Raw genomic sequence first — 24,562 nt, forward strand, 5'->3', positions numbered from 1 at the left:
TTTATCCTGTGAAAAAAGTGGTATTAATCACACTAGAGTACAAATTTTTATTTAAGCAGGAGCAAGGAACCTCATGGAGCCGAATACGGACAATGTGTTCAATTTTAGTGCTGGTCCAGCTGGGCTGCCAAAAGCAGTGATGGCAAAAGCGCAATCTGAGTTGGTTAATTGGAATAATCTAGGTACCTCAGTGATGGAAATCAGCCATCGCAGCAAGCCATTTATCCAAGTTGCAGAAGAAGCAGAGCAAGATCTACGTGACCTGCTTAATATCCCAGAAAATTACAAGGTACTGTTTTGTCAGGGCGGTGCACGCGCACAATTTGCGGCAGTTCCTCTTAACCTATTAGGCGATAGTGCTAAAGCGACGTATATCGATGCTGGTTACTGGGCTGAGAGCGCAGTAAAAGAAGCGAAGAAATACTGTGAAACGGACGTATTTGTTGCGAAAACCGAGAAAGACGGCAAAACGGCAGTTGTTCCAGCATCGCAGTGGCAGATTGCAGCTGATTCTGCTTACGTTCACTTTTGCCCTAATGAAACCATCGACGGCATTGAAATCAACGACTTACCAAATACGGATAAGCCAATTGTAGCAGACATGTCCTCGACGATTCTGTCACGTGAAATTGATGTATCTAAGTATGGTGTTATCTATGCAGGCGCGCAGAAAAATATCGGGCCTGCTGGTATTTGTATTGCGATTGTCCGTGATGACCTGCTCGACCTTGCAAGCGATCTTCTGCCAAGCTTCTTGAGCTACAAAGTGTTGGCAGAGAAAGACTCTATGTTTAACACGCCTCCAACATTTGCTTGGTACCTGTCCGGGTTAGTTTTCAAATGGCTTAAAGAGCAAGGCGGCGTGAAAGCGGTTGAACAAATCAACCGAGAGAAAGCGGCAATTCTGTACAACCATATAGATGGTTCGGACTTTTATAAAAATGACGTGCATGCGGATAACCGTTCACTTATGAATGTGCCGTTCCAACTTGCTAAGCCTGAACTTGATGGAGCATTCTTGGAGCAAGCTGAACAACGTGGTTTGGTCGCTTTGAAAGGGCACCGCGCAGTGGGTGGTATGCGTGCATCAATCTACAACGCGATGCCGCTCGAAGGTGTGCAGGCTCTAGTTGAATTCATGAAAGAGTTCGAGCAAGTAAACGCGTAAACCACATGCTTCAAATTACGAGCTAACAGCAAAGCCTAGTGGGGTTACCTACTAGGCTTTTTTGTGCCTTCTAATTCTAGAATCCAACGCAGACCAATCATTTTCTACTAGGCTATTTACAAGATTGTAAATAAAGTGGTGGCGTCGTGGGTATATTCCATTTGGCACTGGTACTGATATTTTCGGTGTTAGCGGTATTGCTGATCTTGTTTGGTTTTGGTTGGAAAGCCTTCATTGCTGCAGCCTTCATCATCGCGTTATGCTTCGCCATATACTGCTATTTAGAGCAACAGATATCTCAAGAAGGGCACAGTAAAGTGTTCCATCATTTACGCGCCGTCATATTACCGGAGTTACTCGAGCAGCTTAAGTTCTCTTATAAAGCCTGCAGCCAATCCGTAAATCAAACGACGCAATTATATGAAGATCTGAATCAACACGTTGAACGAGCTCAGGCCACCTTGCAACAGGATACGATTGATGTTGAACAGCTACAGCAAGATATTGATAGCCTAAATTCAACTTGTGAACGTATGCTTGCATTGCATCAGGTGAGCGAAAAAAATCTTCAGTGCCAACTTGGGGTTATGGAGTCGATGACCATGCTGCTGGAAAGGATCCAGAAGGTAGAGCAGGGCGAGGGCTATTGGTCTGAAGAAGAAGTACTTGAACAGCTACGAGAGATCGAGATGCGCACTCAAGCGATTCAGCAGCATTTAGGTGAAAAGGCACGCAACGAACAAAAAATTGACTAAGACCTACAAATAGAAACTAGAAGCGCTGCCATTGGGCAGCGCTTTCAATTTAAGCTCAAGTCATTCGCTTGTTAAGCGATAGGCTTATCGTCGTTTTGGCTTACGATTTCCCGTAGGCTTACCCGCTTGGTTAGTACTTTGGTTTCGCGAGTTAACATTGCCACCATTTCCACGTTGCCCACCCTGAGGCTTGCCACCTTTCCCATTTGGTTTTGAACTGCCATTAGGTTTAGAGTTCCCATTTGGCTTTGAGCCCGGTTTACCAGAGCCCCCTCTGCTTTGCTTGTCACCGCCAAAGCCTGGTTGGTTTTTGGTGTGTTTAGTAGCAAAACGGTTTGCACCATGGCGACCCGATTTTCTGCGCTGTGCTGGTGTTCTTGCGTCTAGATCTTCCGCAGGTACTAGACAACCCGGCTTATCACCGATCAGGTGCTTTTTACCCATGTCGGTCAGTGCTTCACGAATGATTTTCCAGTTATCCGGATCATGGTAGCGCAGCAGTGCTTTATGCAAGCGGCGTTGACGCTCACCTTTCGCGACTGGAATGTCTTCACGCTTCTTATACTTCACTCGCTTCAGAGGGTTGGTCTCTGAATAGTACATCGATGTCGCGTTACACATTGGCGATGGATAGAAGTTCTGTACTTGGTCACACTCGAAGTTGTTCTTCTTCAACCACAGCGCAAGGTTTAGCATGTCTTCATCTTCAGTGCCCGGGTGAGCAGAGATGAAGTAAGGAATTAAGTACTGTTTTTTACCCGCTTCTTGGCTGTACTTCTCGAACATCTCTTTAAAGCGGTCGTATGTCCCCATACCCGGCTTCATCATTAGGTCGAGAGGCCCTTTTTCAGTATGCTCTGGCGCTATCTTTAAGTAGCCGCCAACGTGATGAGTGACAAGCTCACGAACATATTCTGGAGATTCGATAGCAAGGTCATAGCGAACACCAGAAGCGATCATGACCTTTTTGATACCTTTAACTTTACGCGCTTCACGGTACAGGTCGATGGTATGTTTGTGGTCAGTGTTAAGCTTGTTACAGATGCCTGGGAACACACAAGATGGTCTACGGCAGTTAGCTTCGGCTTTAGGATCATTACAGCCAAGGCGGTACATGTTGGCGGTAGGGCCACCTAAGTCAGAGATTGTTCCGGTAAAGCCAGGGACTTTATCTCGGATTTCTTCAAGTTCGCCTAGAATCGATTCTTTAGAGCGGTTTTGAATAATACGTCCTTCATGCTCCGTAATAGAACAGAACGAACAGCCACCAAAACAGCCACGCATGATATTAACCGATGTCTTAATCATGTCGTAAGCCGGGATTTTGGCTTTGCCATAGCTAGGGTGTGGGACACGTGCGTAAGGCAAGCCAAACACATAATCCATTTCTTCCGTTGAAAGTGGAATCGGCGCTTGGTTTACCCACAATTCACGGTCACCATGACGTTGAATCAGTGCGCGCCCAGAATATGGGTTTGTTTCTAGGTGCATGATACGACTTGCGTGAGCGTAAAGAATTCGGTCGTTATTGAGTTTCTCAAACGGTGGCAGCCTTACCGCGGTTGTTTTCGCATCGTGACGTGACGGGCGAATGGTAATCGGCTTTGCTTCTGGTTCTGGCTGCTCTTTTTTCGTGTCGCATTGAGTTTCGACTTCGTATGGGTTAATCGCAACGAAGGATGCCTTACTTGGTTTCTCAATACGCGAAGAATCAATCACAGTGTAACCTTCAGGCTCAGCAGGTAAGTTTACCGCAGTGCCTCGGATGTGGGTCAGGCTCGAAATGTCTTCGCCATCGGCAAGGCGATGGGCAACTTCCACTAGTGCGCGCTCTGCGTTGCCAAATAGAAGGATGTCGGCTTTCGCATCGAATAGGACTGAGCGACGGACTTTATCAGACCAATAGTCATAGTGAGCAACACGGCGCAAACTCGCTTCAATGCCGCCTAATACAATTGGCACACCTTTGTAAGCTTCGCGGCAGCGCTGTGAATAGACAAGCGTTGCGCGATCTGGGCGTTTGCCACCTTCATTGTTTGGTGTGTATGCGTCATCATGGCGCAGCTTTTTGTCTGCGGTATAGCGGTTAATCATGGAATCCATGTTACCGGCGGTAATGCCAAAGAAGAGGTTAGGCTTACCGAGTTTCATGAAGGCATCTTTATTGTTCCACTCTGGCTGAGCAATAATGCCTACTCTAAAACCTTGAGCTTCTAATAATCGTCCAATAATCGCCATGCCGAAACTTGGGTGATCAACATACGCATCACCAGTGACAATTATGATGTCACAGCTATCCCAGCCTAATGCATCCATTTCTTTCTTACTGGTTGGCAAAAATGGCGCGCTACCAAAGCATTCTGCCCAGTATTTTTTATGTTCATGAATAGGCGTGATGTTGCTGTACATATTTTAACCTCTAATTCTGCGAGGGCGAATTATAGCGACTTGTGGCGACACTATCTAGCGGAAGATATTACGCATTTTTTATATGGATATTCTACACTTAATGTGTGTGGGTGCATATGAGGGGGAGTGCCGCAATGAGTGGAATGGAATCCAACGCTGTGATGATACCAATACGGAGCAATAAGCTGCCAACACGTCCTTACTCCTATTCGGATTGGAGTCTAAATACTGTGGATAAATCGTTTCTCTTTGAGCCCGGCTCGTTTATCAATGCGCTTGCCTTTGAACGGCCAATAAAAAACGTGAATGACCTGCTATCACATGTATCTGATGATGAAAAAGTGGGCATTCTGGATTTAGTCAAACGTTTGTCGAAATCGGGTGGGGCAGAGTACCTGAGTTGCTGTGTTCGGCCAAACAACAATTACGTCGTATACACGGAACTTTATATAGAACGCCTTGATAAACACACCATCCAAGGTACGGTGAGACCGATGCTTGTTTTGCCTAATGGTGATCAAATGACCAATGTGTTTTTGGCATTGTTTGAAAACTCCCACCATGGCGTGGTCATCACTGATGAACAAACTCGTATCCTTACCTGCAATCAATACTTCGAGGATCAAACTGGTTTTAGCCGTAATGACTTGATTGGTTTGAAAACTAACATTCTAAACGCCGATAAACATTCTCCCGAATTCTACCAACAGATGTGGTGTCAAGTTGATGAACAAGGTTATTGGAAAGGGGATATATTATCTTGCCATGCTAATGGGAGCATCTATCCGCAAGAACTTACGATTCAGAAGCTTCAACTCAATGGTCAAACTTATTATATCGGCCTGACGGTTGATCTGAGTGATAACTTACGCAGAGTGGCAGGTGAGGGCGAAGGCGATGTGGAGATGCTTACGCAGTTGCCAACCAAAGAGAAGTTCATCGAATTGTTACAACACCGCTGCGAAAGCCCATTGAGTGAGTCTGGGAAAATAGTGTTGGTGATGGAGCCCAAAATAGCAGAAGAACATGCTCATAGTCAGCAGCTCGCGTTTTCTGGCATGTTGCTCAGAAATCGCCATTGCAGTATAGCCGGCTACCTTTCGAATGGCCTGTTTATCGCTTGTGTTGAGTATCCTATGGTAGCGCAAGGTACTCCAAGTCGTGCTCTACAGCAGTCGATTAAACAATTTTTTAGTGACTGTAAGCTGGAAGGCGGTGAGGAGATGCACAGCCGGATCACGAACGGCCGTGTGGGCGTTTCTTTACTCGGTTACGATACAGACAGCCCTGCGAGAAGCGTTATTCATGCCACTCAAGCGATGCTAGAAAACCATGGTAGCTCAAAAAGTGTCATTAACTTTTACCACAGTAAAATTCACAAAGAGCTAATGCGCAAAAAGCGCCTAGAAGAGGTGGTTGAGTCGGTTCTCGCACAAAAAGCGATTGAAGTTTATTACCAACCGATCATAGATACTGCCACTTGGCGGATCGTGAAGTTTGAAGCGCTGTGTCACTTTACATCAACCCGGGAGTCGTCATTCAACACCCAAGAAATGATCAATGTTGCGGAAGACTTAGACCTTATTCCGGAACTAGATAAGTTGGTGGGAGAGAAGTCGTTGCAGGCACTACCGACCATTCGTCAGGTATACGGAGAAACTACAGGGCTGACGATCAATCGATCGCTCAATACCAAACTGAGCGCTAAGCAGATCTTACGTAATACGGTTGAGCTCATTGATAAATATACAGATTGCCCTGAGAACATCACTATCGAGCTGACCGAAAGCGCCTATTTTGATAGCGAATCTAGCCACAAAGATGCCCTCAACGAACTGCGCAAACATGGGGTTTCGGTTGCAATAGACGACTTCGGTACTGGGTACTCGTCGTTTAGCTACCTAAGTGATAGCCACTTTGACTACCTGAAAATAGACAAAGATTTTGTCACAGACATTGAGGTGAACAGTAATAAATACCACATTGTAAAAATGATCACCCAACTGGCGCACACCTTGGGGGTTAAAGTGGTCGCGGAGGGTATTGAGACCTTACACGAAGCTCAAACCCTGCAAGCACTAGGCGTAAACTACATGCAAGGGTACTTTTTCTCAAAACCGATTCCATTAGAGCGGATTGATGAAGCCCAGCTCTATGAGTGCAAACCGGAGTTTAAGGAACTGGGGGATTTTGCAGTACAACATAATGCGATTTACACTTTAGCGAAACGTAGGAGGGTCACCCTAGATCCTGGGGATACGGTATCTTTTGCGAGTAAATTGTTTGAGGCCGACTCAAGTTTGATCACTGTTCCAGTTATCACAGAGAGAAAGTGTGTCGGCATTATTGGTAAACGAGAGATTAACTTGCATCTGACGCCAACCATGGGTACGGATTTGGAGTCGAGTAAGGAGTCCGCGATTTGGCGGCGTTCGATTCATCAAATGATGTCGCTGTCGTTCTCGCAGATTGACTATCGTACTTCCCTAGAAGAAATTCGCGTGTTACTTGAAGAGCACCCAGGGTTCCCTTGGATCTTAGTTAACGCTGAGGGAAAATTTAAAGGCATTGTAGAGCAACGAGATGTCTTAGATTATTTGCTTAATACAGATGCAATTCCAGAGGTACAACCCGAATATCAAATCTGATGAAAATGTCCTAATGTTTATATAGGCAGGTGGTACACGTTTGGGTGTGTAGGATGGAACATGCAAGGACATAGCTTCAGTTCGCTGAGTGGTAGAATAGATCAAACGAAGCGTCCTTGTGTGGAGTGGAAGTGGAATATAAAAGATTCTTCATTTGAACTAAGCCAAGAGCAGTGTGAACAAGTCTTCGCTTCGAAGCTACCTCCTATGACAACAAACTTCCTAATGGCATGCCTTTCGTTTGAAGACCAAGAACAACTGCTTGCAGAGTTTGCAAAAGCTACACGAATACCGAAAACGTATAGCTGTTGTATTCACCTTGATAAGGGAAAAATTTACTTTTCTTGCTTCACTTTCCAAGTCGTTGAGCGGCATGTTATTTCTGGTACTCTTCTCCCATTGTTATCTTTTCCTACTTCAGGGACTATCTACGGAACACTTTTCAAGCAAGTGTTTGATAATCCTTTACACGGGATAATTGTTATCGATTCGGAGCAAAATATTTTGCTCTGCAACCACTATTTCGAGAAGCATTGTCGTTATTCAAATCTTGATCTAATTGGTCGGCCATTTCGGTACTTAGACTCTGGAAAACACAGTGACAATTTTTATCAAGTTATGTGGCAACAAGTGCATGAGCTAGGTAAGTGGTCTGGGACAGTACTTATCAAGACAGGGCAAGGCCACATTGTTCCTCAGGATCTCTCTCTACAAAAAGTAACCGCCCAAGAGCGGGTGTTTTACATCGGTTATTTTGTCGACCTTTCAAACCATCTATATCGCGTTGCCGATATGGAGCTAGGCGGAGTAGAGCTTCTTACCCAATTACCCACTGAACAACAATTTACTCAGCGGCTGGCTCAAAAATGGATGAACTCAGATGAAAGCTCAATTTATCTGGTCTTAGCGTTTGTCCCCGAAATCCCTAAACCGGAGGAGTACGAGTTACGACAATCCCTTTCTGAGCATTTATCGAATAACGAGTATTGTCATTTGTCGGGGTACTTGGGAAACAATTATTTTGTGGTCAGTTTGGAATGTGAAAAGCGGACCGGTCCGAGCCAAGTTAGAGTGATCCAGCAGGCCATCCGAACGTTCTTTTCTACGCTTAACCATAGAGCAGGCAGCAAGCTTCATGATGCTTTGTTTAAAGGTAAGGTGGGGGTGTCGATTCTCGGGCATGACACCAATAACCCTAGGTTGCTCGTTCCCCATGCTGTTCAGGCGATGTTGGAACAAACTGGTGATATGAAGGGCATGATTACATTCTATAACGGCTCCATTCACAGAGAGGCCATGCGGCGTAAAGAACTCGAAGACGTGGCAATTACAGCGATTCGTAATGAAGACGTTGAAGTCTTTTATCAACCTATTGTTGATACGCGTAATTGGGATATCGCTAAATTCGAAGCACTATGCCGTTTTCGCGATGGTGAGGGACAGATCATGAACACTCAGGAAATGGTGGCGATTGCGGAGGATCTCGATTTAGTCTCAGAGTTGGATTGGTGTGTGGGGAAAAAGTCCTTGCAAGGGCTGGAAAAAATCCATCAACGTTTTGGTAACACTATAGGGATTACTATTAATCGCTCACTTAACACCAAATTGGGTGCAGATGCGGTGTTGAAGAGTGCCGAAGATATGATCAGGGTACATGCTTCTACACCTGATTTAGTCACAATCGAACTGACAGAAAGTGCTTACTTTGATAGTGAATCTGCTCAATCTTCATTGATTAAAAACATCCGTATGCATGGCGTCAGTGTTGCAATTGACGACTTTGGTACTGGCTATTCGTCGTTTACTTATCTTAGTGACTGTAACTTCGATTTGCTCAAAATCGACAGAGAATTCGTTACAGACATTAAGGTAGGCACTCATAAATATCACATCGTCAGAATGATCACTGATTTGTCACACACATTGGATGTCAAAGTGGTAGCAGAAGGTGTGGAAACTCGGCAAGAGTTGGAAGTGCTTTGCGGGATAGGGGTCGATTACATACAAGGGTATTTTTTCTCTAAGCCTCTTCCTATGGACTGCTTAGAGCAAGCTTGGGGCTACCAAGAGAGGCTTGCGGACTTTTTGCAGCGGAAATCTTCGCTAGCAGGTATTGGTATATTACGTATAGCGAAAAGTTACACACCTACATTGGAGCCAGGAGATACGTTAGAACGGGCAAGGAACTTACTTATCGAGCCATCACTCCGTCTCGAACATATTCCTATCCTCAACGGTGAAAAATGTATTGGCTTAGTTGACAAAGAATGTATCAATCTCCAAATATCGCCGACGGTAGGCACAGAATTTGAAACTTCAAAAGACTTAGCTGCCAAAAAGCGTACTCTTAATCAAATCATGAAAACCGACATAGAGACGCTTTCTTTCCATGCTAGAGTTGGCGATCTACCGAGTTTACTGAATCAAAAAGGTTCGCTACCTTGGATTGTTGTCGATGACTTAGGCAACTACCTTGGGGTCGTGACTCAACAGGACGTTTTAGACCATTTCAGCCACCACTGAATTGCTCCTAAAGGTGGCTTTGGTTATCATGCGCTACTCAAACTAATCAATTTAACACCTTGGCATGACTCAACTACTTCTCTCTAACTTCGCTCCGATGCTACTTGGCGCGCAACTTATCTTAACTTTAGTTCTCGTGAAGGGAGACATATGCCCTGGTCAGCGTGGGCGTGTCCATAAAATGTTGCCAGCGATCGGTATTTTGTGGCTTGCCGTTGCATCCCTCAAGATAGAAGCGTTTATGGTGGTATTCGCGGTGTTTTACTTCTTCTCTCAAGTCCAAACTAAGAAAACCCGAGATGAAGGCCCGCTTTGGGTTATGTATTTGGCGAACGGTCTAGCATTTGCTTATGTTGCGATCACAGTGGGCGAGCAATCGAATTGGGCGAACTCAGCGGGTGTGATTGTATCAGTGTTCTTACTGGGGGCGAGCTTTGCGCATGTGTTGCTCACGATCGCACGTACTCGTTTACAAGCATTCCACCGCATACTACCGGTTTCGGGGGTTGTGTCAGCAATGTTGATGGCGCTGGTGGTACTGGCCCAATCAACGACTATTGATGTAGAAGCAGCGGAGGCTGCCACACAAGCGATTTTACTTAGCTTGGGTTTACTGATTTCGGGTGTGATTGTTTGGAGCACTCATATGTTTAGCCAGAAAGAAGTGAACAAAGTGCAACTCAGTATCGCGTTATTGCTGCTTCTGAGCTCGGCAACCATTCAAACGGGGATTGGCCTCAACTTAATGTGATTAGGCTCTACCTAGCTAAAGCGAATTACTCATGATTTGGATAGTGGTCACGCTCTAATCGCCTAAAAGGCGCTAAGCTTAATTGAGGTACTTATGTTAAGGAGCGCCGTTATGGACTTGAGTAATGTAGGCAACTTAGACAGCATCATTTTGTTGGGTATCGTTAATGAAAAGCTGCGGCTGGAGTGCGATAGCTTCGAAGAGCTGGTCAGTATGTACGAAATGGATATTGAGAGTGTTGTCGGTAAGCTAGATGTACTAGGTTATCAATACGATCCGCTTACCAACCAATTTAAAGCTTATCAGCGTTAGATATGAATTTATTAAGCCATCTTGATTTCATCAAGGTGGCTTTTGCATTGCTGGCGTGCTGTCGAGAAAAACGCTTGTAAGTAGCGTTTATCTTTCTCTGAGTTACGCGTTGCTGCGAACAGCCGCCTCCACAACCCTTCCCCAAGTGGCTTACTCGTAATGAGTCCTTGTCTCGAAAACTCACTGATAGCCCAATTCGGTAACGCTGCAACGCCTAACCCAGCAGAAACCATTTGCACCAGCATTAGCGTATTGTCGGCTTGTTTCCATTTCTTGGGTTCAACGCCTGCTGGTTGAAGAAAGTGTTTCACGACATCTAAACGCTGCTTTTGTACCGGGTAGGACAACATGGTTTGTACTGCTAAATCTTCCGGTTCAATGAACTCTTTGTTTGCCAATACGTGATTCGTTGCTGTGATAAGACGCATTTCAAAGTCAAACAGTGGCTCATAGTGCACTTCAGATCGAGGTTGGATATCAGAAGTGATTACTAAGTCGAGTTCACCAGCTAGCAATGCAGGCAAAGGTTCAAAACCAAAACCGGATGAGAAGTCTAGAGTCACGCTTGGCCAAGTCACTTGATACTCTTTCAGAGCGGGCATCAACCACTGAAAACATGAGTGACATTCAATCGCCATATGCAGCCTGCCGTTGACGTCTTCTTTCAAACTCGCCAGTTCATTTTCGGCTTTGGCCAGCTTAGGCAAAACCTCATCCGCGAGTTTTAGCAAGATTTCTCCTTCAGAAGTAAATTTGACTGGCCGAGTTTTGCGCAAAAACAACTGCCCTCCAACTCTCGCTTCAAGATCCTTAATTTGATGAGAGAGTGCCGATTGAGTCAGGTGCAATGAGGTCGCGGTTGCGGTCAGTGAACCTGTATCGCGCAAAGAAGTGAGTGTGCGTAAGTGTTTTAACTCAATCATGAATTCCTCTCATCTGATATCCGTAATGATGAACACATTTAACTTACGCGGTTTAGATAGGCTTGTAAACGTCTAGATGGCTAAAAGTTATTGCCGCATGAATTTTTTTAATAAACAGGTTGAATATTTGGAGATTGTTCATGATGTGAATCGGAGAGATAGTTTAGCCATCCAGACGCCTTTTAATAAGGTGCCCTGACGCTAACAACTCGATAAGGACTAGGGACATGACTACAACCACACATATTTTAGGCTATCCACGTATTGGCGAGCACAGAGAACTTAAATTTGCGTTGGAACAATATTGGCGCGGCGAGATTGAACAATCGGAGCTTCAACATGTGGGAGCACAATTACGACACAAGAACTGGCAAACGCAGTCAGATGCGGGGCTGAGTTTTTCCACGGTAGGTGATTTTGCATGGTATGACCATGTACTGACCACGACTTTACTGTTAGGCCATGTGCCAAAGCGCCATAGTGCAGGTTTTCCAGATTTAGATACGTTATTTAGAGTAGGACGAGGCCAATCTCAAGCCGATTGTGGTTGCAGTGGCAGTGCTGCATCAGACATGACGAAATGGTTCAACACCAACTATCACTATATCGTTCCAGAGTTCAGCCAAGACGATAGTTTTGAAGTCAGTTGGCCGCAGCTTTTCGAAGAGGTGAATGAGGCGGTAAAAGCAGGGCATAAAGTAAAACCGGTACTACTAGGGCCAGTAAGTTACCTATATCTTGGCAAAGAAGTAGAGCAAGGCTTTGACCGTTTGACATTGTTACCGCGTTTGCTAACTGCTTATCAGGCGATCTTAGCGAAGCTGGCGAAGCAAGGTGTAGAGTGGGTACAAATTGATGAGCCCATCCTGAGCTTGCAGCTAGAAGACCAATGGCTGGATTCGTTTAAGCTTGCCTACCAAGTGATTCAAGGTGATGTGAAGTTGCTTTTGACCACGTACTTTGATTCTGTCGACGATTCGTTGGACAAGATCCTTTCTCTACCTGTGAATGGGCTACATATCGATTTAGTGTCATCCCCTAATCAGCTTGAGCATGTCGCTGCTAGATTACCGGATACATGGGTTTTGTCGGCGGGGGTTATCAATGGTCGCAATGTTTGGCGGGCAGACTTAAACAAGCAGTTAGCGGCCCTTCAGCCCGTAAAACAGAGGCTTGGTGACAGGCTCTGGGTTGCCAGCTCGTGCTCACTTCTTCATAGCCCGGTTAACCTGGAGCTCGAAGAGACGCTTCCAAGTGATACTCGAAGTTGGTTCGCGTTTGCGAAACAAAAAGCTCAAGAAGTCGCATTGTTAGGTAAGGCATTGGATGGCGATAAAGAGGCGCTTGATGCCTGTCATGTTTATAGTCAGCCTATTTGGGAGCGTAAAACAAATCAGCAAGTTAACAAGCCTCAGGTCCAGTTGCGGGTAAACAGCATCACTAAAACATTGGCTGAGCGCAGTGCGCCTTATGCCGAACGCGCTAGCTACCAAGCTGATGTACTAGGGCTGCCATTACTACCGACCACGACCATTGGTTCTTTCCCTCAAACTGGTGAAATCCGAACCCAACGTAGTGCATTTCGAGCAGGTCAGTTGTCCGAGGCGGATTACACCCAAGCCATAAAAGGACATATTGCAGATGCAGTCGAGCGTCAGGAAGCATTAGATCTGGATGTCTTGGTCCATGGAGAAGCAGAACGAAACGACATGGTTGAGTATTTTGCGGAGAATCTTGCGGGTTTCCAAACAACTAAGTTTGGTTGGGTACAAAGTTATGGATCTCGCTGCGTAAAGCCCGCTATTGTCGTGGCTGATATTGAGCGAGAAAAACCGATCACCGTAGAGTGGTCGACTTATGCACAATCGCTAACTTCAAAACAAATGAAAGGGATGCTGACCGGGCCAGTTACCATTTTATGTTGGACATTCCCTCGTGAAGATATCTCACGAAAGGAGATTGCGCAGCAGCTCGCGTTTGCCCTGCGTGACGAAGTGTCTGACCTGCAAGATGCGGGTATCAACATTATTCAGATCGATGAGCCGGCGATTCGTGAAGGCTTGCCACTGAAAAAGCGTGATCACCAAACATATTTGGATTGGGCGGTGGAGAGTTTCAAAATATCAGCGGCAAGTGCTAAGCCTGAAACTCAGATCCACACTCATATGTGCTATAGCGAATTTAACGAAATTATCGACTCTGTAGCAGCGTTGGATGCAGATGTGATTACCATTGAAACCTCTCGTTCTAATATGGAATTACTGAAAGCGTTTGAAGAGTTTAATTACCCTAATGAAATAGGGCCCGGCGTCTATGACATCCATTCACCGAACATTCCAACTGAAGAGTGGATTCAAGGCTTATTGAGGAAAGCGGCAGAAAGAGTACCAACGGAAAGGTTATGGGCGAACCCAGATTGTGGCCTGAAAACCAGAAGCTGGGAAGAAACAGAAGCGGCACTCACTAATTTAGTATCGGCCGCGAAGAGTATTCGTAAGGAGTGGGCCGAAAAGGCGTAACAAAAAATGCCGCGTTTATACGCGGCATTTTTTATATTTCGAATCGAATTACTTAGCAAAGTTTACGATTGGGAAACACTTGAAGAAGCCGTTGTCCGCACAGTTAATCAGACCGATTTGCACGCCTTCGATTTTCGCTGTTTTGTTGAATACACCAACTTGAACTGTAGATGTTTCAGAAAGGTTAGCCGCACCTAGATCGAATAGAGTGTTACCTTCTGAGTAGTTTACAAAACTGAAGTTTGCACCTTTAACGTCGTTTGTTACGTTTACTGCACCGAAGTTAGCACCTGTTGTTAGGCCTGTGTTCCAGTTGAAGAAACCGAAAGAAGCACCTGTCATGCTGTTGTTTACTTTTGACGCACCAAAGATACCGAAGTTAACACCTGTTGTGTTGTTTGTTTCTGAAAGACCGATAACTGCTAGGTCGACACCTTTTAGCTCATCTACTTTACCGTAGAGTGCTGCAACACGAACACCGCCTACGGCGTTTTCGTCTGGTGCATTAAAGTTGTCGATTGAAGAGAACATTACAGGCGTTGAAGCGAAAGCAACTGAAGAAGACATAGCAGCCGCGACTGCTAGTGTAGTAAGAACTTTTTTCATAATAACTCCATCTTAAGGTAATGTGCTGAAAAGGACGAACAATTCCATATGTACAAATATATAAAAAGTTCTTCAGCATCAAGACGCTAAATATATGTAGCTAAGCAGCAATATGCAATAGGTTCACTGTCTGAGTTGTGTAAACTCAATAAAAAATGCCCCGTGTGGGGCATTTTTTATTGGCTACAAGTTTTCTGGTCGATGAATTCGTCGATCATCAATTGACCGCGACTATTTCGCATCTTGATCCGGTAGCTGATGCCGACATCAAGGTTATCTTTCACATCAGGATTATTGCAGTAACTATTGACGCTCATTTTCATGACTTCTTGTACTGGTTTTGCCCCTTTTGCGTCATCGTTATATACCATCATAATTTCAATGGTAGTGCCTTTCGAGTTGGCACGCATGATGGACAGTGGCCCATGTTCCAGAGGAAGTTCTGAATTGAGCAAGTTTGCACGATTGTTGGCAATCAATTCGAGCTGACGTTTCTGCTCGGCATTGGAAGAACAACCTGCAAGTAGGGCGATAAAAAGTAGTGAAGAGAAAACCTTTTTCATATCAGAATACTTTCTTAAATGGCTTAACAATAACGTTTTGGTAAACGCCGGCTTCGATGTACGGATCTGCATCGGCCCACGCTTGTGCATCTTCTAATGAGTTGAACTCTGCGATAACTGTTGAGCCAGTGAAACCTGCTTCGCCTGGATTGTCAGAATCAATCGCTGGCATAGGCCCAGCGGTTAGAAGGCGACCTTCATCTTGAAGTTCTTGTAAGCGAGCTAAGTGCTGGGGTCTTACACTCAAGCGCTGTTCTAACGAGTTTTCTACGTCTTGAGAGAAGATTACGTACCACATATGTGTATGTCCTTATTATTGAGTCACGTTAAGCAATTAAAGTAACAGATTTGTACGGACTGATGTTAGAACTTAATGTCAATTTTTGATTGGACGTGGCTTACCATCACTATCCACTGCGACATAGTGGAAGGTCGCTTCACAGACTTGGAATCGTTCACCTACGCCATCTTCTTTTACAGGTTTTACCCACACTTCAAGGTTAATGGACATGGAGGTGCGACCTATTTTGGTACATTCACCATAGCAACATACGACGTCGCCTACTTTTACAGGCTTTTTAAAGGCGATGCTAGACACTGATACTGTGACGATCCTGCCGCTTGAAATCTCCTTCGCTAATATCCCACCAGCCAAATCGAGCTGAGACATGATCCAGCCACCGAAAATATCGCCATTAGCGTTAGTATCTGCTGGCATTGCTAGGGTTCTGAGCAAAAGTTGCCCTTTAGGAGAAGTAATTTCTTGATTCATGATTTCGACATCCACAACAAACAAAACAGCGACCGCTAGGGTCGCTGTTAATCAAAGCGTCATTATATCAAAACTGGTTTCAATTTCACTCGGTGGAGCCGTTTTTCTCTTTAGGCAGGTGCTTGTAGATATAAACCCCTGTCAGGAATGTAAAACCGAACGTAGCGGCAAGTAGGCCAAACACTTTGAAGTTAACCCAAACATCAAGAGGCCAGGAAAAAGCGATGTAGATATTTAATCCAGCGCACAGCGAGAAGAAAGCCACCCATGCCCAGTTTATTTTGGCCCAAGCGTGATCGGGTAGGGAGATTTCCTTGCCTAGCATTCCTTTTATTGCAGAGCGCCCCATTAGATGGCTAACAGCCAGACCAATGGCGAAAATGGCGTATACAATAGTGACTTTCCACTTAATGAAGTTCTCATCGTGCAGGAAGATAGTCATTCCACCGAATGCAGCAACCATTAAGAACGTGATGACTTGCATCTTTTCGACTTTCTTAAACAGAGCATACGTCAATGCAATTTGAATCGCGGAAGCAACGATAAGAGCACCAGTAGCAACGTATATGTCGTACATCTTGTAGAGTGCGAAGAAAATGATTAGCGGGATAAAGTCGAGAAGTTGCTTCATGTTATGTGGGAAGGTCTTAAATCAATTTGCTTTAGTCTAACCAATGTGAGTTGATTGCAAAACAGCTGGAGAAGGATTGTTCATGTTCTCCAGCTGTGGAGGTTAATATTCTTGAGACTCTAGTTTAGGTATTTGCCCTTTAAAGTCTTCAAGGTAGCCCTCGTTTCTTAGGTTGTCGACGGTGTTTATGAGCTCATCGTTACTCATTGCAAAACAACTCGATTTTCCTGTCATTAACGCCAAATATTCATGGTATTCCATCTCGGTAAAATGGCCTATGCGGTCAACGAGCAGCGATTTAATACCGTGGTGAATCAACCCATAGTATGTATGTCTTTGAACTTCCATGACACGTACTCCTATCCATCTCAGCAGCCAAAATACTGCCGCTTAATACTGATACGAGAGAAAAGCATAAACAGTGCCATTTTTTGTGAACTGCCCATAGGTGAATGAGTTAGTGTACCGTTTGTTGTTGGGCCTTCTGAGCGAGTAGGTGAGTAATCATTGACTCTAGTGCTTGTTTTGTCGTGGGTTTTTCTAGGCGGCCGTCCATAAGTTGATCGATGCGGTTTAAATCATACGTAGAAGATTCTCCTGATAAAGCGACGATCGGCGTAGTCGGGGATATATCCTTAATTAACTCACTTGCCTCGAATCCATTCATTTTGGGCATCTGTATATCCATCAATACCAAATCAACGTCATTCGAACGAAAAACACTGACAGCTGTTTCGCCGTTATTGGCTTGAATAACATTGATATCCAATTGCTCTAGGTAGATTTTCACTAGTGCTCGCTGAACCTCTTTATCATCGACGATCAGGATTGTCTTTTTAGTGACATCGACAGCAGTTGTACTGTCTACAGGGGCCGGCTCTGAGAAGCTGCTATGGAGTGCGTATCTATCCGGCGAAGCAGTAGAAGGGATTGGTGGAGAAATGGTTGAACCAATTGATACAACAGGAAAATATAACTGGAACTCGGTGAACTCGTCGAGCTCGGATATGCATTCAATCCTGCCACCAAATGCTTCCATCACGCGTTGGCAATAGCCCAAACCTAGGCCGCTACCACCGCTCTTGTTGTGCGTAAAAAAGTCGTCGAAGATCTTGTATCTAAGGGTTGGCTCGATGCCTGGGCCCGTATCATGGAACAGGATGCAGTTCTCATGATCGCCCTTTTGCAGTGTTATTTCAATTTGACTGTCAGGATAAGAGTCGAAATAGTAAATCGCATTTCTTAGCAAATTGAATACGACAAAGCTAAAGAGCGTGTCGTTAATGTTAGCGATAAAATCGTCACTGTCAGTAAAGTGAACCCGCTGGCGAACTTGTTCATTCTCGAATCCATAACGGCCTAAAGCCGTAGAAAGGGCATACGAAATAGAGTTAGGTGACGCGGGTTCTTGCTGTAGTGAAGAATCGCTGACTTCTCGTAGAATGATATCGATGAGCTGTCGCCCTCTTAGGATCGCGGCACTGCCTTTATCTATCGAGCCCAAAATGCTTTGGAGCGAATCCCCGCTGGTGACTTGTTGCTTTAAATGTTCGAACTGCAATTGTACTTGAGCTAATGGGTTGCGCATTTCATGGGCAATTGAATTAGCGAGAGCTTGGGATTGAGACACTTTTCGGTCTGCGTTGATATAGCTTTGTACTTTTGAAAAAACCTGCTGGAGTGCACTGATCTCCTCATTAGAAAATAGTGAGCCATCTTTTTTATGCGGTGAGACGAGCAGATGAGACACGGTAGAGTCGTGGTCGTAAAGCGGCAACACCAGTGCCGTATTACTTGAGTGCATTTTTGTATGCAACTCACTCAACCTTTCATCAATACTGGATTTAGAATCGCTCAGTTCATTAGCGATTTCATCTACGATGAGAATCGATTTTTTTGAAGATAGGTAGTTTGCGTAAGCGACATCTTGATAGTTGTTAGTGACCAACTGTAATTTTTCCTGTGGGATATTTAACAGTTCGGCAAGCTTCTCTATCGCGTTGCGAGTGGAATGTTGAAAGTCACGCTCTAGAGCAAGAATTTGTTCGACTGGGGTATATGGAGAACCATAGAGGACACGGGCTATCACGCGTTTAACTATATAGGAAACCTTCGCCCAACTCAGACCGACTAAGATGCACAGCGCTGCCGCTAAAATCATCTCGTTATATGAGCTAAACATAAGAGTGACTGACGAAAGTGGTAATGCAAACACAGCACTGGTTCCAATGACTGACAGTGCAATAAAAGCGATGTACTTTGAACTGTAAAAGCGCGAGGTGAGCAAAGCATAGCCGACAAAGAACATTTCGCTGATCGATAGTGCTGGTGGCAGCCAAGTTAACGAAAAGTCATTTAATATATAGGTAAAGCCTAATTGAATGATAGCGGTTGATACCATGAAAATTGCGATACCAGCAATCATGTAGTTGATCTTAGTTTGACCTAAGCGACTCGATGCTTTTCTAAGATAGAGCAAATTGATAAAAGTGAGAACGACCAGAGAAATAAGGACAGAGAAAAAGCCTTTTGTGTAAGGACCAAACTCGATAATGAACTGACTTGGCGCTGTGACAGTGACATCGATGATAGTTAACCCTGGTACGAAGTTGACCACAGTGGCAAACGCCGTAAAACATGCGAGGACTGCGTATTGCCATTTCGGAGTCGGTTTCCTAGAAATACTAGCTCGAAGCCGACACGAGAATACGTATGCTGCAGCAAATGCAATATAAGCGGAAATGTTGGCGAAAATGGCCATGATGGTAGCGACTTCATTGGAGTAAAGCGGCAAAAAACCAGTATGGAAATACGCATTACTCAGGATCCAAAAAAATAACCCGATGGTGTAGATGATATAAAACGTGTAGTCGCCGATGCTTTTTGATCCCCTGTTGGAATAGAGGGAACGACAAAAGAAAGATACCCATGTCAGCACCAAGCAAGACGCTAGCATTAATATAATGGCTTTAGGGTACAGCATGTGTGTGATAAGGGATTCAGTCATCTAATCTGTCTCAAGTTTATCTTTTCCAATGATAACTCTTTGTTTATATTCACGAAAGCACACACTATCTAGTTCTTTTCTCAAGTTAGGTATCACCCAAACGCCTTTGTATGTGTATCTGCCCGTGTCGTTGAGGTCTTTCCGGCTCGTGTGAAAGTATCCATTGAGTTGCAGCGTGTTGTAGAAACGAATCATCCACGGCTGTTCAATAATCGTAAACGTCAGTCTGTAGCCCTGTTTGTCTAGGTACTGCATGATATGTTTCTGAGCTAGATATAAATAGAACGCACACTGTTGCATATTTCCGCTCACAGTGAGACGTAAAACTTCACAAATCTTGTCGGTTTTATGAAGACTATCCCAAAAGTGTTTTTCAAAGTTTTTTGCCGACTCCAATCTTGGCTTGAAATCCGGTTGAAGTACTTCTGAATCGATGTATTTTTTTTCGAAAGATTCAGGTAGGCATAACTGCCAGTTATCTGGCTTGAAAAAGGGTGTGAAATAGAGCCACTGTGAAGAATCACTCCAACCCTGAATCTTGGCTGAAGAGACAATCACCGGGTGTGTTAGCGAATCAGGTTGGTACTCGAGTATAAAGTGGCACCCTGTTCGAGAAAGGTCTAAGGTTGCCAGCATCTCATACCATTTCAATTCAGCGACAAAAGTACAAAGATTAATTAGTGATATAGCATCGTTAAGCGCTAAAGGCGCGCAGTGATGGCGGGTGAAGTATTGGCGCTGAGACGTTTCGATTTTGGGGATAACTTGCGAAGTGTAGCTTTCTTCGTTGCTCGGGAACGGGATACTAAGATCGTGAAGTTCTTTGGCGGGGTTTTGAGATTTAATTTTATAGATTTCGTATTCGCACCAAAATGCTGCCCAATTTCCAAAGCATGTTGTTGCCAGTTGCTCAAGCAATAAATATTCGACCGGCCAATGGTCAATTTTTCGAAGTTTCGCGCTTTGGAAAGCTTCTGTTTCTACGATACCTGCGATATTGAAGTTTTTGGTGTAGGGAGCTATTTGATAGGTGATCTCTACTCGTGCTTGAAGAATTGTGGAGAAAATATCTTTAGGCAACCAATCTATAACCGGTTCTATTAAGGAGAGAACTTTCTCAGCATCTAATGCATGGGACTCATTCAGAATTTTATTAAGCGCCGCCTCAATACTCATATGATTCACTTACGGTAATTCTTTATGAACTTATGATTCAGAATGTGAATCTAAATAGCGTAATATGTCCATAGTATCAATTGAATCAATTAGTTTCATATTGAATGTTACGGAGTGTGTCGAAGTTCTCGAACAAAAAAAAGGGCCACTTCAAGTAGCCCTTTAATATTGTGTGGTTAATGGTTTTATGCTTGCTGACTCTTAAGTTCTGCTTCTGATTTAGCTTCTTCTTCAACAAGTGAATCTACAATCACAGCACATGCAGCATCGCCAGTAATGTTCAGCGCAGTACGAATCATATCGAAGATACGGTCCAGAGCGAACAGAAGTGGTAGGCCTTCAATTGGAATACCCGCTGCAAGAAGAACGGCTACAACAAGGAATGATGGGCCAGGGACACCAGCTTGACCAACGGCACCTAGTGTAGAAGTCACAATGATTGCAATGTATGCACCCATCGAAAGATCGATGTTGAATAGCTGCGCAAAGAAGATAGCAACTAGGCCGTAGTAAATTGCGTTACCCGACATGTTAATCGTTGCGCCCAGTGGCAGAACGAACGATGCCGTAGAGTTACGAACACCCAGTTCATTTTCAACCGTATCCATTGTTACAGGCAGCGTTGCCATTGAAGATGCAGTAGAAAGAGCAACAGCTTGTGGCTTTTTCATTGCTACTAAGAACTTCTTAGCAGAGGTTTTAGTAAACAGTTGGATCATCAGTGGGTAAGCGACAAAACCAAAAATCAAGATAGCAGCAATGTAAACAACGAATAGCTTGAATACCACCATAAGGGCGCCGAAGCCGAATGTACCAACGGCTTCCGCCATCAGACCAAATACCCCAATTGGTGCGATGATCATGACTTTGTTGATCATCCAAACCATGGCGTCAACAATGGCGTTTACACCGTTAATGATTGGCTCTCGTTTCTCTTTCGCTTGTTTGGAAATTGCGATACCAAAGAAAAGACAGAATACTAGGATTTGTAGGATGTTCGCTTCGTTAAGAGACTGGAAAACGTTAGTTGGGATCATACCTGTAATGGTTGCCCAAAAAGTAGGAAGCTCACCTTTTGCCGCATATTCAGAAGAGAACATGCCTTCGACACCTGAAACGTCGATGCCCATACCTGGTTTAAAGACTTCACCCATGATCAGAGCAAGCGCTACGGCTAGCGCAGATGTAAGGGCAAAGTAGCCTAGCGTTACAACGCCAACTTTACCTGCTGATTGGCTGTTACCTAGGCCAGCGGCACCGGATATCAGCGCAACGGCAACCAGAGGAATCACTAGCATCTTGATTAGGTTGATAAAAATCGCACCTAGAGGAGCGAACATAGCGGCGGTTGGACCCATGAAAGCACCGACGGCAGTACCGATAATCATGGCAATAACAACTTGGACACCGATGTTGCCCATTAAACTCTTTTCTTTTAACACTTCCATAACCTCTGTGCTAATAAATTGTAAAAATCCAGCATTACAACCTAAATAATGTAATTTACTTAGATAATAATTCGATCTGTTTTTACACTTGTTTCTCGCTATTAGCAATACAGCAACGGGAGTTTAGTTCGGTTTTTATTGACGTGTGATAGTTTTCTATACAATAGCAAACGTTTGCTATCTGTGTGTGAAATAGTTTGGGTGGTTTTATAGTTTTTGTGATTGTTTAGAAGGGTGGAAGCTAGGATTTTAAATGTTAAAAAAAAGATCGATTTCTTTGCAAGTGTAAGAAATCGATCTCATACAGTCCCAGTTTATATTACTGTACGACTGCCTTATTTTTCCGTTGCAGCTTTCATTGCTGAAACGAACTCACCCAGCTTATCGAGCATGATTTGTGGTTGCTCTACATTAGCTTCGATGATTTTCACTACTGCCGAACCAGAAATTGCGCCAGCGGCACCCGCTTCTAGTGCTTGTTTTACCTGTGCTGGTTCGGAGATACCAAAGCCAAGCAAAGCTGGCGGCGCATCGAATTGGTTCAGCTTATCGAGCATGTGACCAACTGGCATGTTTGCTTTGGTTTCCGCGCCAGTAACACCTGCACGAGAAAGTAGGTAAGTGTAGCCACCACCCAATTCTGAAACCTGCTTGAGCGTTTCATCGCTTGCCGTTGGTGGGGCGATGAAGATTGGGTGAATACCAAACTTCTCTGCTGCGGTAACAAACTCTGCGCTTTCGTTAGTTGGCACATCTGCAATCAAAACAGAATCGATGCCTGCGTTTGCACAGCGCTCGTAGAAATGTTCGATACCACGAGAGTAAACTAGGTTCGCATACATCAGAAGACCAATAGGAAGGTCTGGGTATTTAGCGCGGATCTTACCTATTTGCTCGAAACAGATATCTGGAGTTGCACCTGAGTCTAAAGCTCGAATGTTAGCACCCTGAATAGTTGGGCCATCAGCAAGTGGATCTGAGAATGGAATGCCGAGTTCAAGTGCATCTGCACCCGACTCAACCAAGGTTTCCATAATTTTGTATGATTGCTCAGCGTTTGGATCGCAAACCGTCACGAAGGGTACAAATGCGCCTTGGTTTTTCTCGTTTAGACGCGCAAACATCTTCTCATAACGACTCATTAGATTGCTCCTTTTTCTTCTAAGATGGCGTGTACGGTGAAGATGTCTTTATCACCACGACCAGATAGGTTAACGACCAATAGTTGTTCTTTTTCTGGGTTCTCACGAGCCATGCGTAATGCGTGCGCAAGAGCGTGAGAAGACTCAAGAGCAGGGATGATGCCTTCGTTACGTGCGATTTCTTGGAATGCTTCTAGCGCTTCATCGTCGGTTACGTTGTCGTACTCTGCACGGCCAATCGCGTTTAGATGCGCATGCTGTGGGCCAACGGAAGGAAAATCTAGGCCAGCAGACACAGAGTAAGACTCTTCTACCTGACCATTTGAATCTTGCATCAATGGTGCTTTCATACCAAAGAAGATGCCTGTTTTACCGTGCTTAAGTGGCGCGCCGTGCTGATCAGTATCGATACCTTTACCAGCTGGCTCGACGCCAATAAGGCGAACGCTTTCTTCTTCGATAAAGTCAGCAAACATGCCGATAGCGTTTGAACCACCACCCACACATGCGATCACAGCGTCAGGTAGGCGACCTTCACGCGCTAAAATTTGGTTCTTAGTCTCTTCGCCAATCATGCGTTGGAAATCACGCACGATGGTCGGGAATGGGTGAGGACCTGCTGCTGTACCTAGTAGGTAGTGTGCGTCTTCATAAGTCGCAGACCAGTCGCGCAGCGCTTCGTTACACGCATCTTTAAGTGTTGCTGAACCAGAATGTACAGGAATCACTTCTGCGCCCATTAGCTTCATACGGAACACGTTGGGGCTTTGGCGTTCAACGTCTTTCGCGCCCATGTAAACGCGACATTTAAGCCCAAGTAGTGCACACGCAAGAGCGGTTGCAACCCCGTGTTGACCAGCGCCCGTTTCTGCGATGATTTCATTTTTACCCATACGTTTTGCAAGTAGCGCTTGACCCAACACTTGGTTGGTTTTATGCGCACCGCCGTGAAGTAGGTCTTCACGTTTTAGGTATAATTTGGTCTTCGTACCTTTAGTTAGGTTACGAGTTAGCGTAAGAGCCGTTGGACGCCCCGCATACTCTTGAAGAAGCGTCATGAATTCACTGCGGAATTCAGGGTCTTCTTGCGCGTCAATAAACGCTTGTTCTAGTTGCTCTAGTGCTGGAACTAGGATTTGCGGAACGTACTGACCGCCGTATTCGCCAAAGTAGGCATTCAGTTTTGCCATCGTGATATTCCTTCTCGTA

The 24,562-nt window shown here is 44.7% G+C and carries 20 protein-coding genes; 7 read left to right on the forward strand and 13 right to left on the reverse strand.

Translation table 11 applies throughout. The features are described 5' to 3' along the window. Positions 1 to 73: 73 nt before the first annotated feature. Both serC and J4N42_RS05570 read left to right on the forward strand, forming a co-directional pair. Complete coding sequence (serC, locus tag J4N42_RS05565) at positions 74 to 1,168, forward strand: 3-phosphoserine/phosphohydroxythreonine transaminase (RefSeq protein ID WP_252030409.1); 1,095 nt, start codon at positions 74 to 76, stop codon at positions 1,166 to 1,168. 146 nt (positions 1,169 to 1,314) lie between these two features. Further along, entirely contained in the window at positions 1,315 to 1,923 is a 609-nt protein-coding gene (locus J4N42_RS05570; protein WP_252030410.1) for a hypothetical protein, read from the forward strand. An 84-nt stretch (positions 1,924 to 2,007) separates the two neighbouring features. On the opposite strand, the gene J4N42_RS05575 is transcribed toward J4N42_RS05570, so the two are convergent. After that, positions 2,008 to 4,332 (reverse strand): YgiQ family radical SAM protein, encoded by a 2,325-nt coding sequence (locus J4N42_RS05575; RefSeq protein ID WP_252030411.1) that lies wholly within the window; start codon positions 4,330 to 4,332, stop codon positions 2,008 to 2,010. A 230-nt stretch (positions 4,333 to 4,562) separates the two neighbouring features. Between J4N42_RS05575 and J4N42_RS05580 the strand changes: the two genes are divergently transcribed. The 4 genes from J4N42_RS05580 to J4N42_RS05595 all read left to right on the forward strand — a co-directional run bounded on the left by J4N42_RS05580 (position 4,563) and on the right by J4N42_RS05595 (position 10,566). After that, the gene (locus J4N42_RS05580) at positions 4,563 to 6,980 is read left to right on the forward strand and encodes an EAL domain-containing protein (protein ID WP_252030412.1); all 2,418 of its coding nucleotides are present in this window, start codon (positions 4,563 to 4,565) and stop codon (positions 6,978 to 6,980) included. Positions 6,981 to 7,040: 60 nt separating this feature from the next. Continuing rightward, the gene (locus J4N42_RS05585) at positions 7,041 to 9,503 is read left to right on the forward strand and encodes an EAL domain-containing protein (protein ID WP_252030413.1); all 2,463 of its coding nucleotides are present in this window, start codon (positions 7,041 to 7,043) and stop codon (positions 9,501 to 9,503) included. Positions 9,504 to 9,567: 64 nt separating this feature from the next. Beyond that, positions 9,568 to 10,254 (forward strand): HI_1241 family integral membrane domain, encoded by a 687-nt coding sequence (locus J4N42_RS05590; RefSeq protein ID WP_252030414.1) that lies wholly within the window; start codon positions 9,568 to 9,570, stop codon positions 10,252 to 10,254. Positions 10,255 to 10,365: 111 nt separating this feature from the next. After that, on the forward strand, positions 10,366 to 10,566 hold the full coding sequence (locus J4N42_RS05595) for a DUF4250 domain-containing protein (protein WP_252030415.1): 201 nt from the start codon (positions 10,366 to 10,368) through the stop codon (positions 10,564 to 10,566). Between the two features lie 11 nt (positions 10,567 to 10,577). Here the strand turns inward: J4N42_RS05595 and metR are convergent, their stop codons facing one another. After that, a complete protein-coding gene (metR, locus tag J4N42_RS05600) occupies positions 10,578 to 11,489 on the reverse strand; it encodes an HTH-type transcriptional regulator MetR (protein WP_252030416.1) in 912 nt (303 codons plus the stop codon). A gap of 227 nt (positions 11,490 to 11,716) precedes the next feature. Between metR and metE the strand changes: the two genes are divergently transcribed. Continuing rightward, the gene (gene metE, locus J4N42_RS05605; RefSeq protein WP_252030417.1) at positions 11,717 to 14,008 is read left to right on the forward strand and encodes a 5-methyltetrahydropteroyltriglutamate--homocysteine S-methyltransferase; all 2,292 of its coding nucleotides are present in this window, start codon (positions 11,717 to 11,719) and stop codon (positions 14,006 to 14,008) included. Positions 14,009 to 14,056: 48 nt separating this feature from the next. On the opposite strand, the gene J4N42_RS05610 is transcribed toward metE, so the two are convergent. From J4N42_RS05610 to trpB, 11 genes are all read right to left on the reverse strand, one after another. After that, positions 14,057 to 14,614, reverse strand: coding sequence for a VC2662 family protein (locus tag J4N42_RS05610; RefSeq protein ID WP_252030418.1), 558 nt, complete (start codon positions 14,612 to 14,614; stop codon positions 14,057 to 14,059). 176 nt (positions 14,615 to 14,790) lie between these two features. Further along, complete coding sequence (locus J4N42_RS05615; protein WP_252030419.1) at positions 14,791 to 15,177, reverse strand: GspS/AspS pilotin family protein; 387 nt, start codon at positions 15,175 to 15,177, stop codon at positions 14,791 to 14,793. 1 nt (position 15,178) lies between these two features. After that, positions 15,179 to 15,475, reverse strand: a complete 297-nt coding sequence (locus J4N42_RS05620) for a YciI family protein (RefSeq protein ID WP_252030420.1) — start codon at positions 15,473 to 15,475, stop codon at positions 15,179 to 15,181. Positions 15,476 to 15,553: 78 nt separating this feature from the next. Then, entirely contained in the window at positions 15,554 to 15,949 is a 396-nt protein-coding gene (yciA, locus tag J4N42_RS05625) for an acyl-CoA thioester hydrolase YciA (protein ID WP_252030421.1), read from the reverse strand. A gap of 85 nt (positions 15,950 to 16,034) precedes the next feature. Beyond that, positions 16,035 to 16,580, reverse strand: coding sequence for a septation protein A (locus J4N42_RS05630; protein WP_252030422.1), 546 nt, complete (start codon positions 16,578 to 16,580; stop codon positions 16,035 to 16,037). Positions 16,581 to 16,682: 102 nt separating this feature from the next. Further along, positions 16,683 to 16,928 (reverse strand): hypothetical protein, encoded by a 246-nt coding sequence (locus tag J4N42_RS05635; protein ID WP_252030424.1) that lies wholly within the window; start codon positions 16,926 to 16,928, stop codon positions 16,683 to 16,685. A 109-nt stretch (positions 16,929 to 17,037) separates the two neighbouring features. Beyond that, positions 17,038 to 19,587 carry a response regulator gene (locus tag J4N42_RS05640; protein ID WP_252030425.1) on the reverse strand — a complete coding sequence of 850 codons (2,550 nt, stop codon included), beginning with the start codon at positions 19,585 to 19,587 and terminating at the stop codon, positions 17,038 to 17,040. Continuing rightward, positions 19,588 to 20,763: an acyl-homoserine-lactone synthase gene (locus J4N42_RS05645; RefSeq protein WP_252030426.1), complete on the reverse strand. Its 1,176-nt coding sequence runs from the start codon at positions 20,761 to 20,763 to the stop codon at positions 19,588 to 19,590. It abuts the gene before it with no gap. Positions 20,764 to 20,948: 185 nt separating this feature from the next. Further along, positions 20,949 to 22,211, reverse strand: a complete 1,263-nt coding sequence (locus J4N42_RS05650) for a dicarboxylate/amino acid:cation symporter (protein ID WP_252030427.1) — start codon at positions 22,209 to 22,211, stop codon at positions 20,949 to 20,951. A 335-nt stretch (positions 22,212 to 22,546) separates the two neighbouring features. After that, positions 22,547 to 23,353, reverse strand: coding sequence for a tryptophan synthase subunit alpha (gene trpA, locus J4N42_RS05655; RefSeq protein WP_252030428.1), 807 nt, complete (start codon positions 23,351 to 23,353; stop codon positions 22,547 to 22,549). Then, positions 23,353 to 24,543: a tryptophan synthase subunit beta gene (trpB, locus tag J4N42_RS05660; RefSeq protein WP_252030429.1), complete on the reverse strand. Its 1,191-nt coding sequence runs from the start codon at positions 24,541 to 24,543 to the stop codon at positions 23,353 to 23,355. The genes trpA and trpB overlap by 1 nt, the downstream gene beginning before the upstream one ends. Positions 24,544 to 24,562 lie beyond the last annotated feature (19 nt).

The sequence above is a fragment of the Vibrio sp. SCSIO 43135 genome (assembly GCF_023716665.1).
In the GTDB taxonomy this organism is placed as follows: domain Bacteria; phylum Pseudomonadota; class Gammaproteobacteria; order Enterobacterales; family Vibrionaceae; genus Vibrio; species Vibrio paucivorans.

Bases quoted from the DNA above. Each gene is read 5' to 3' on its own strand.
- serC (WP_252030409.1), top strand. From the start codon at position 74: ATGGAGCCGAATACGGACAATGTGTTCAATTTTAGTGCTGGTCCAGCT.
- J4N42_RS05575 (WP_252030411.1), bottom strand. From the start codon at position 4,332: ATGTACAGCAACATCACGCCTATTCATGAACATAAAAAATACTGGGCA.
- J4N42_RS05585 (WP_252030413.1), top strand. From the start codon at position 7,041: ATGCAAGGACATAGCTTCAGTTCGCTGAGTGGTAGAATAGATCAAACG.
- J4N42_RS05590 (WP_252030414.1), top strand. From the start codon at position 9,568: ATGACTCAACTACTTCTCTCTAACTTCGCTCCGATGCTACTTGGCGCG.
- J4N42_RS05595 (WP_252030415.1), top strand. From the start codon at position 10,366: ATGGACTTGAGTAATGTAGGCAACTTAGACAGCATCATTTTGTTGGGT.
- metR (WP_252030416.1), bottom strand. From the start codon at position 11,489: ATGATTGAGTTAAAACACTTACGCACACTCACTTCTTTGCGCGATACA.
- metE (WP_252030417.1), top strand. From the start codon at position 11,717: ATGACTACAACCACACATATTTTAGGCTATCCACGTATTGGCGAGCAC.
- J4N42_RS05610 (WP_252030418.1), bottom strand. From the start codon at position 14,614: ATGAAAAAAGTTCTTACTACACTAGCAGTCGCGGCTGCTATGTCTTCT.
- J4N42_RS05615 (WP_252030419.1), bottom strand. From the start codon at position 15,177: ATGAAAAAGGTTTTCTCTTCACTACTTTTTATCGCCCTACTTGCAGGT.
- J4N42_RS05620 (WP_252030420.1), bottom strand. From the start codon at position 15,475: ATGTGGTACGTAATCTTCTCTCAAGACGTAGAAAACTCGTTAGAACAG.
- yciA (WP_252030421.1), bottom strand. From the start codon at position 15,949: ATGAATCAAGAAATTACTTCTCCTAAAGGGCAACTTTTGCTCAGAACC.
- J4N42_RS05630 (WP_252030422.1), bottom strand. From the start codon at position 16,580: ATGAAGCAACTTCTCGACTTTATCCCGCTAATCATTTTCTTCGCACTC.
- J4N42_RS05635 (WP_252030424.1), bottom strand. From the start codon at position 16,928: ATGGAAGTTCAAAGACATACATACTATGGGTTGATTCACCACGGTATT.
- J4N42_RS05640 (WP_252030425.1), bottom strand. From the start codon at position 19,587: ATGACTGAATCCCTTATCACACACATGCTGTACCCTAAAGCCATTATA.
- J4N42_RS05645 (WP_252030426.1), bottom strand. From the start codon at position 20,763: ATGAGTATTGAGGCGGCGCTTAATAAAATTCTGAATGAGTCCCATGCA.
- J4N42_RS05650 (WP_252030427.1), bottom strand. From the start codon at position 22,211: ATGGAAGTGTTAAAAGAAAAGAGTTTAATGGGCAACATCGGTGTCCAA.
- trpA (WP_252030428.1), bottom strand. From the start codon at position 23,353: ATGAGTCGTTATGAGAAGATGTTTGCGCGTCTAAACGAGAAAAACCAA.
- trpB (WP_252030429.1), bottom strand. From the start codon at position 24,543: ATGGCAAAACTGAATGCCTACTTTGGCGAATACGGCGGTCAGTACGTT.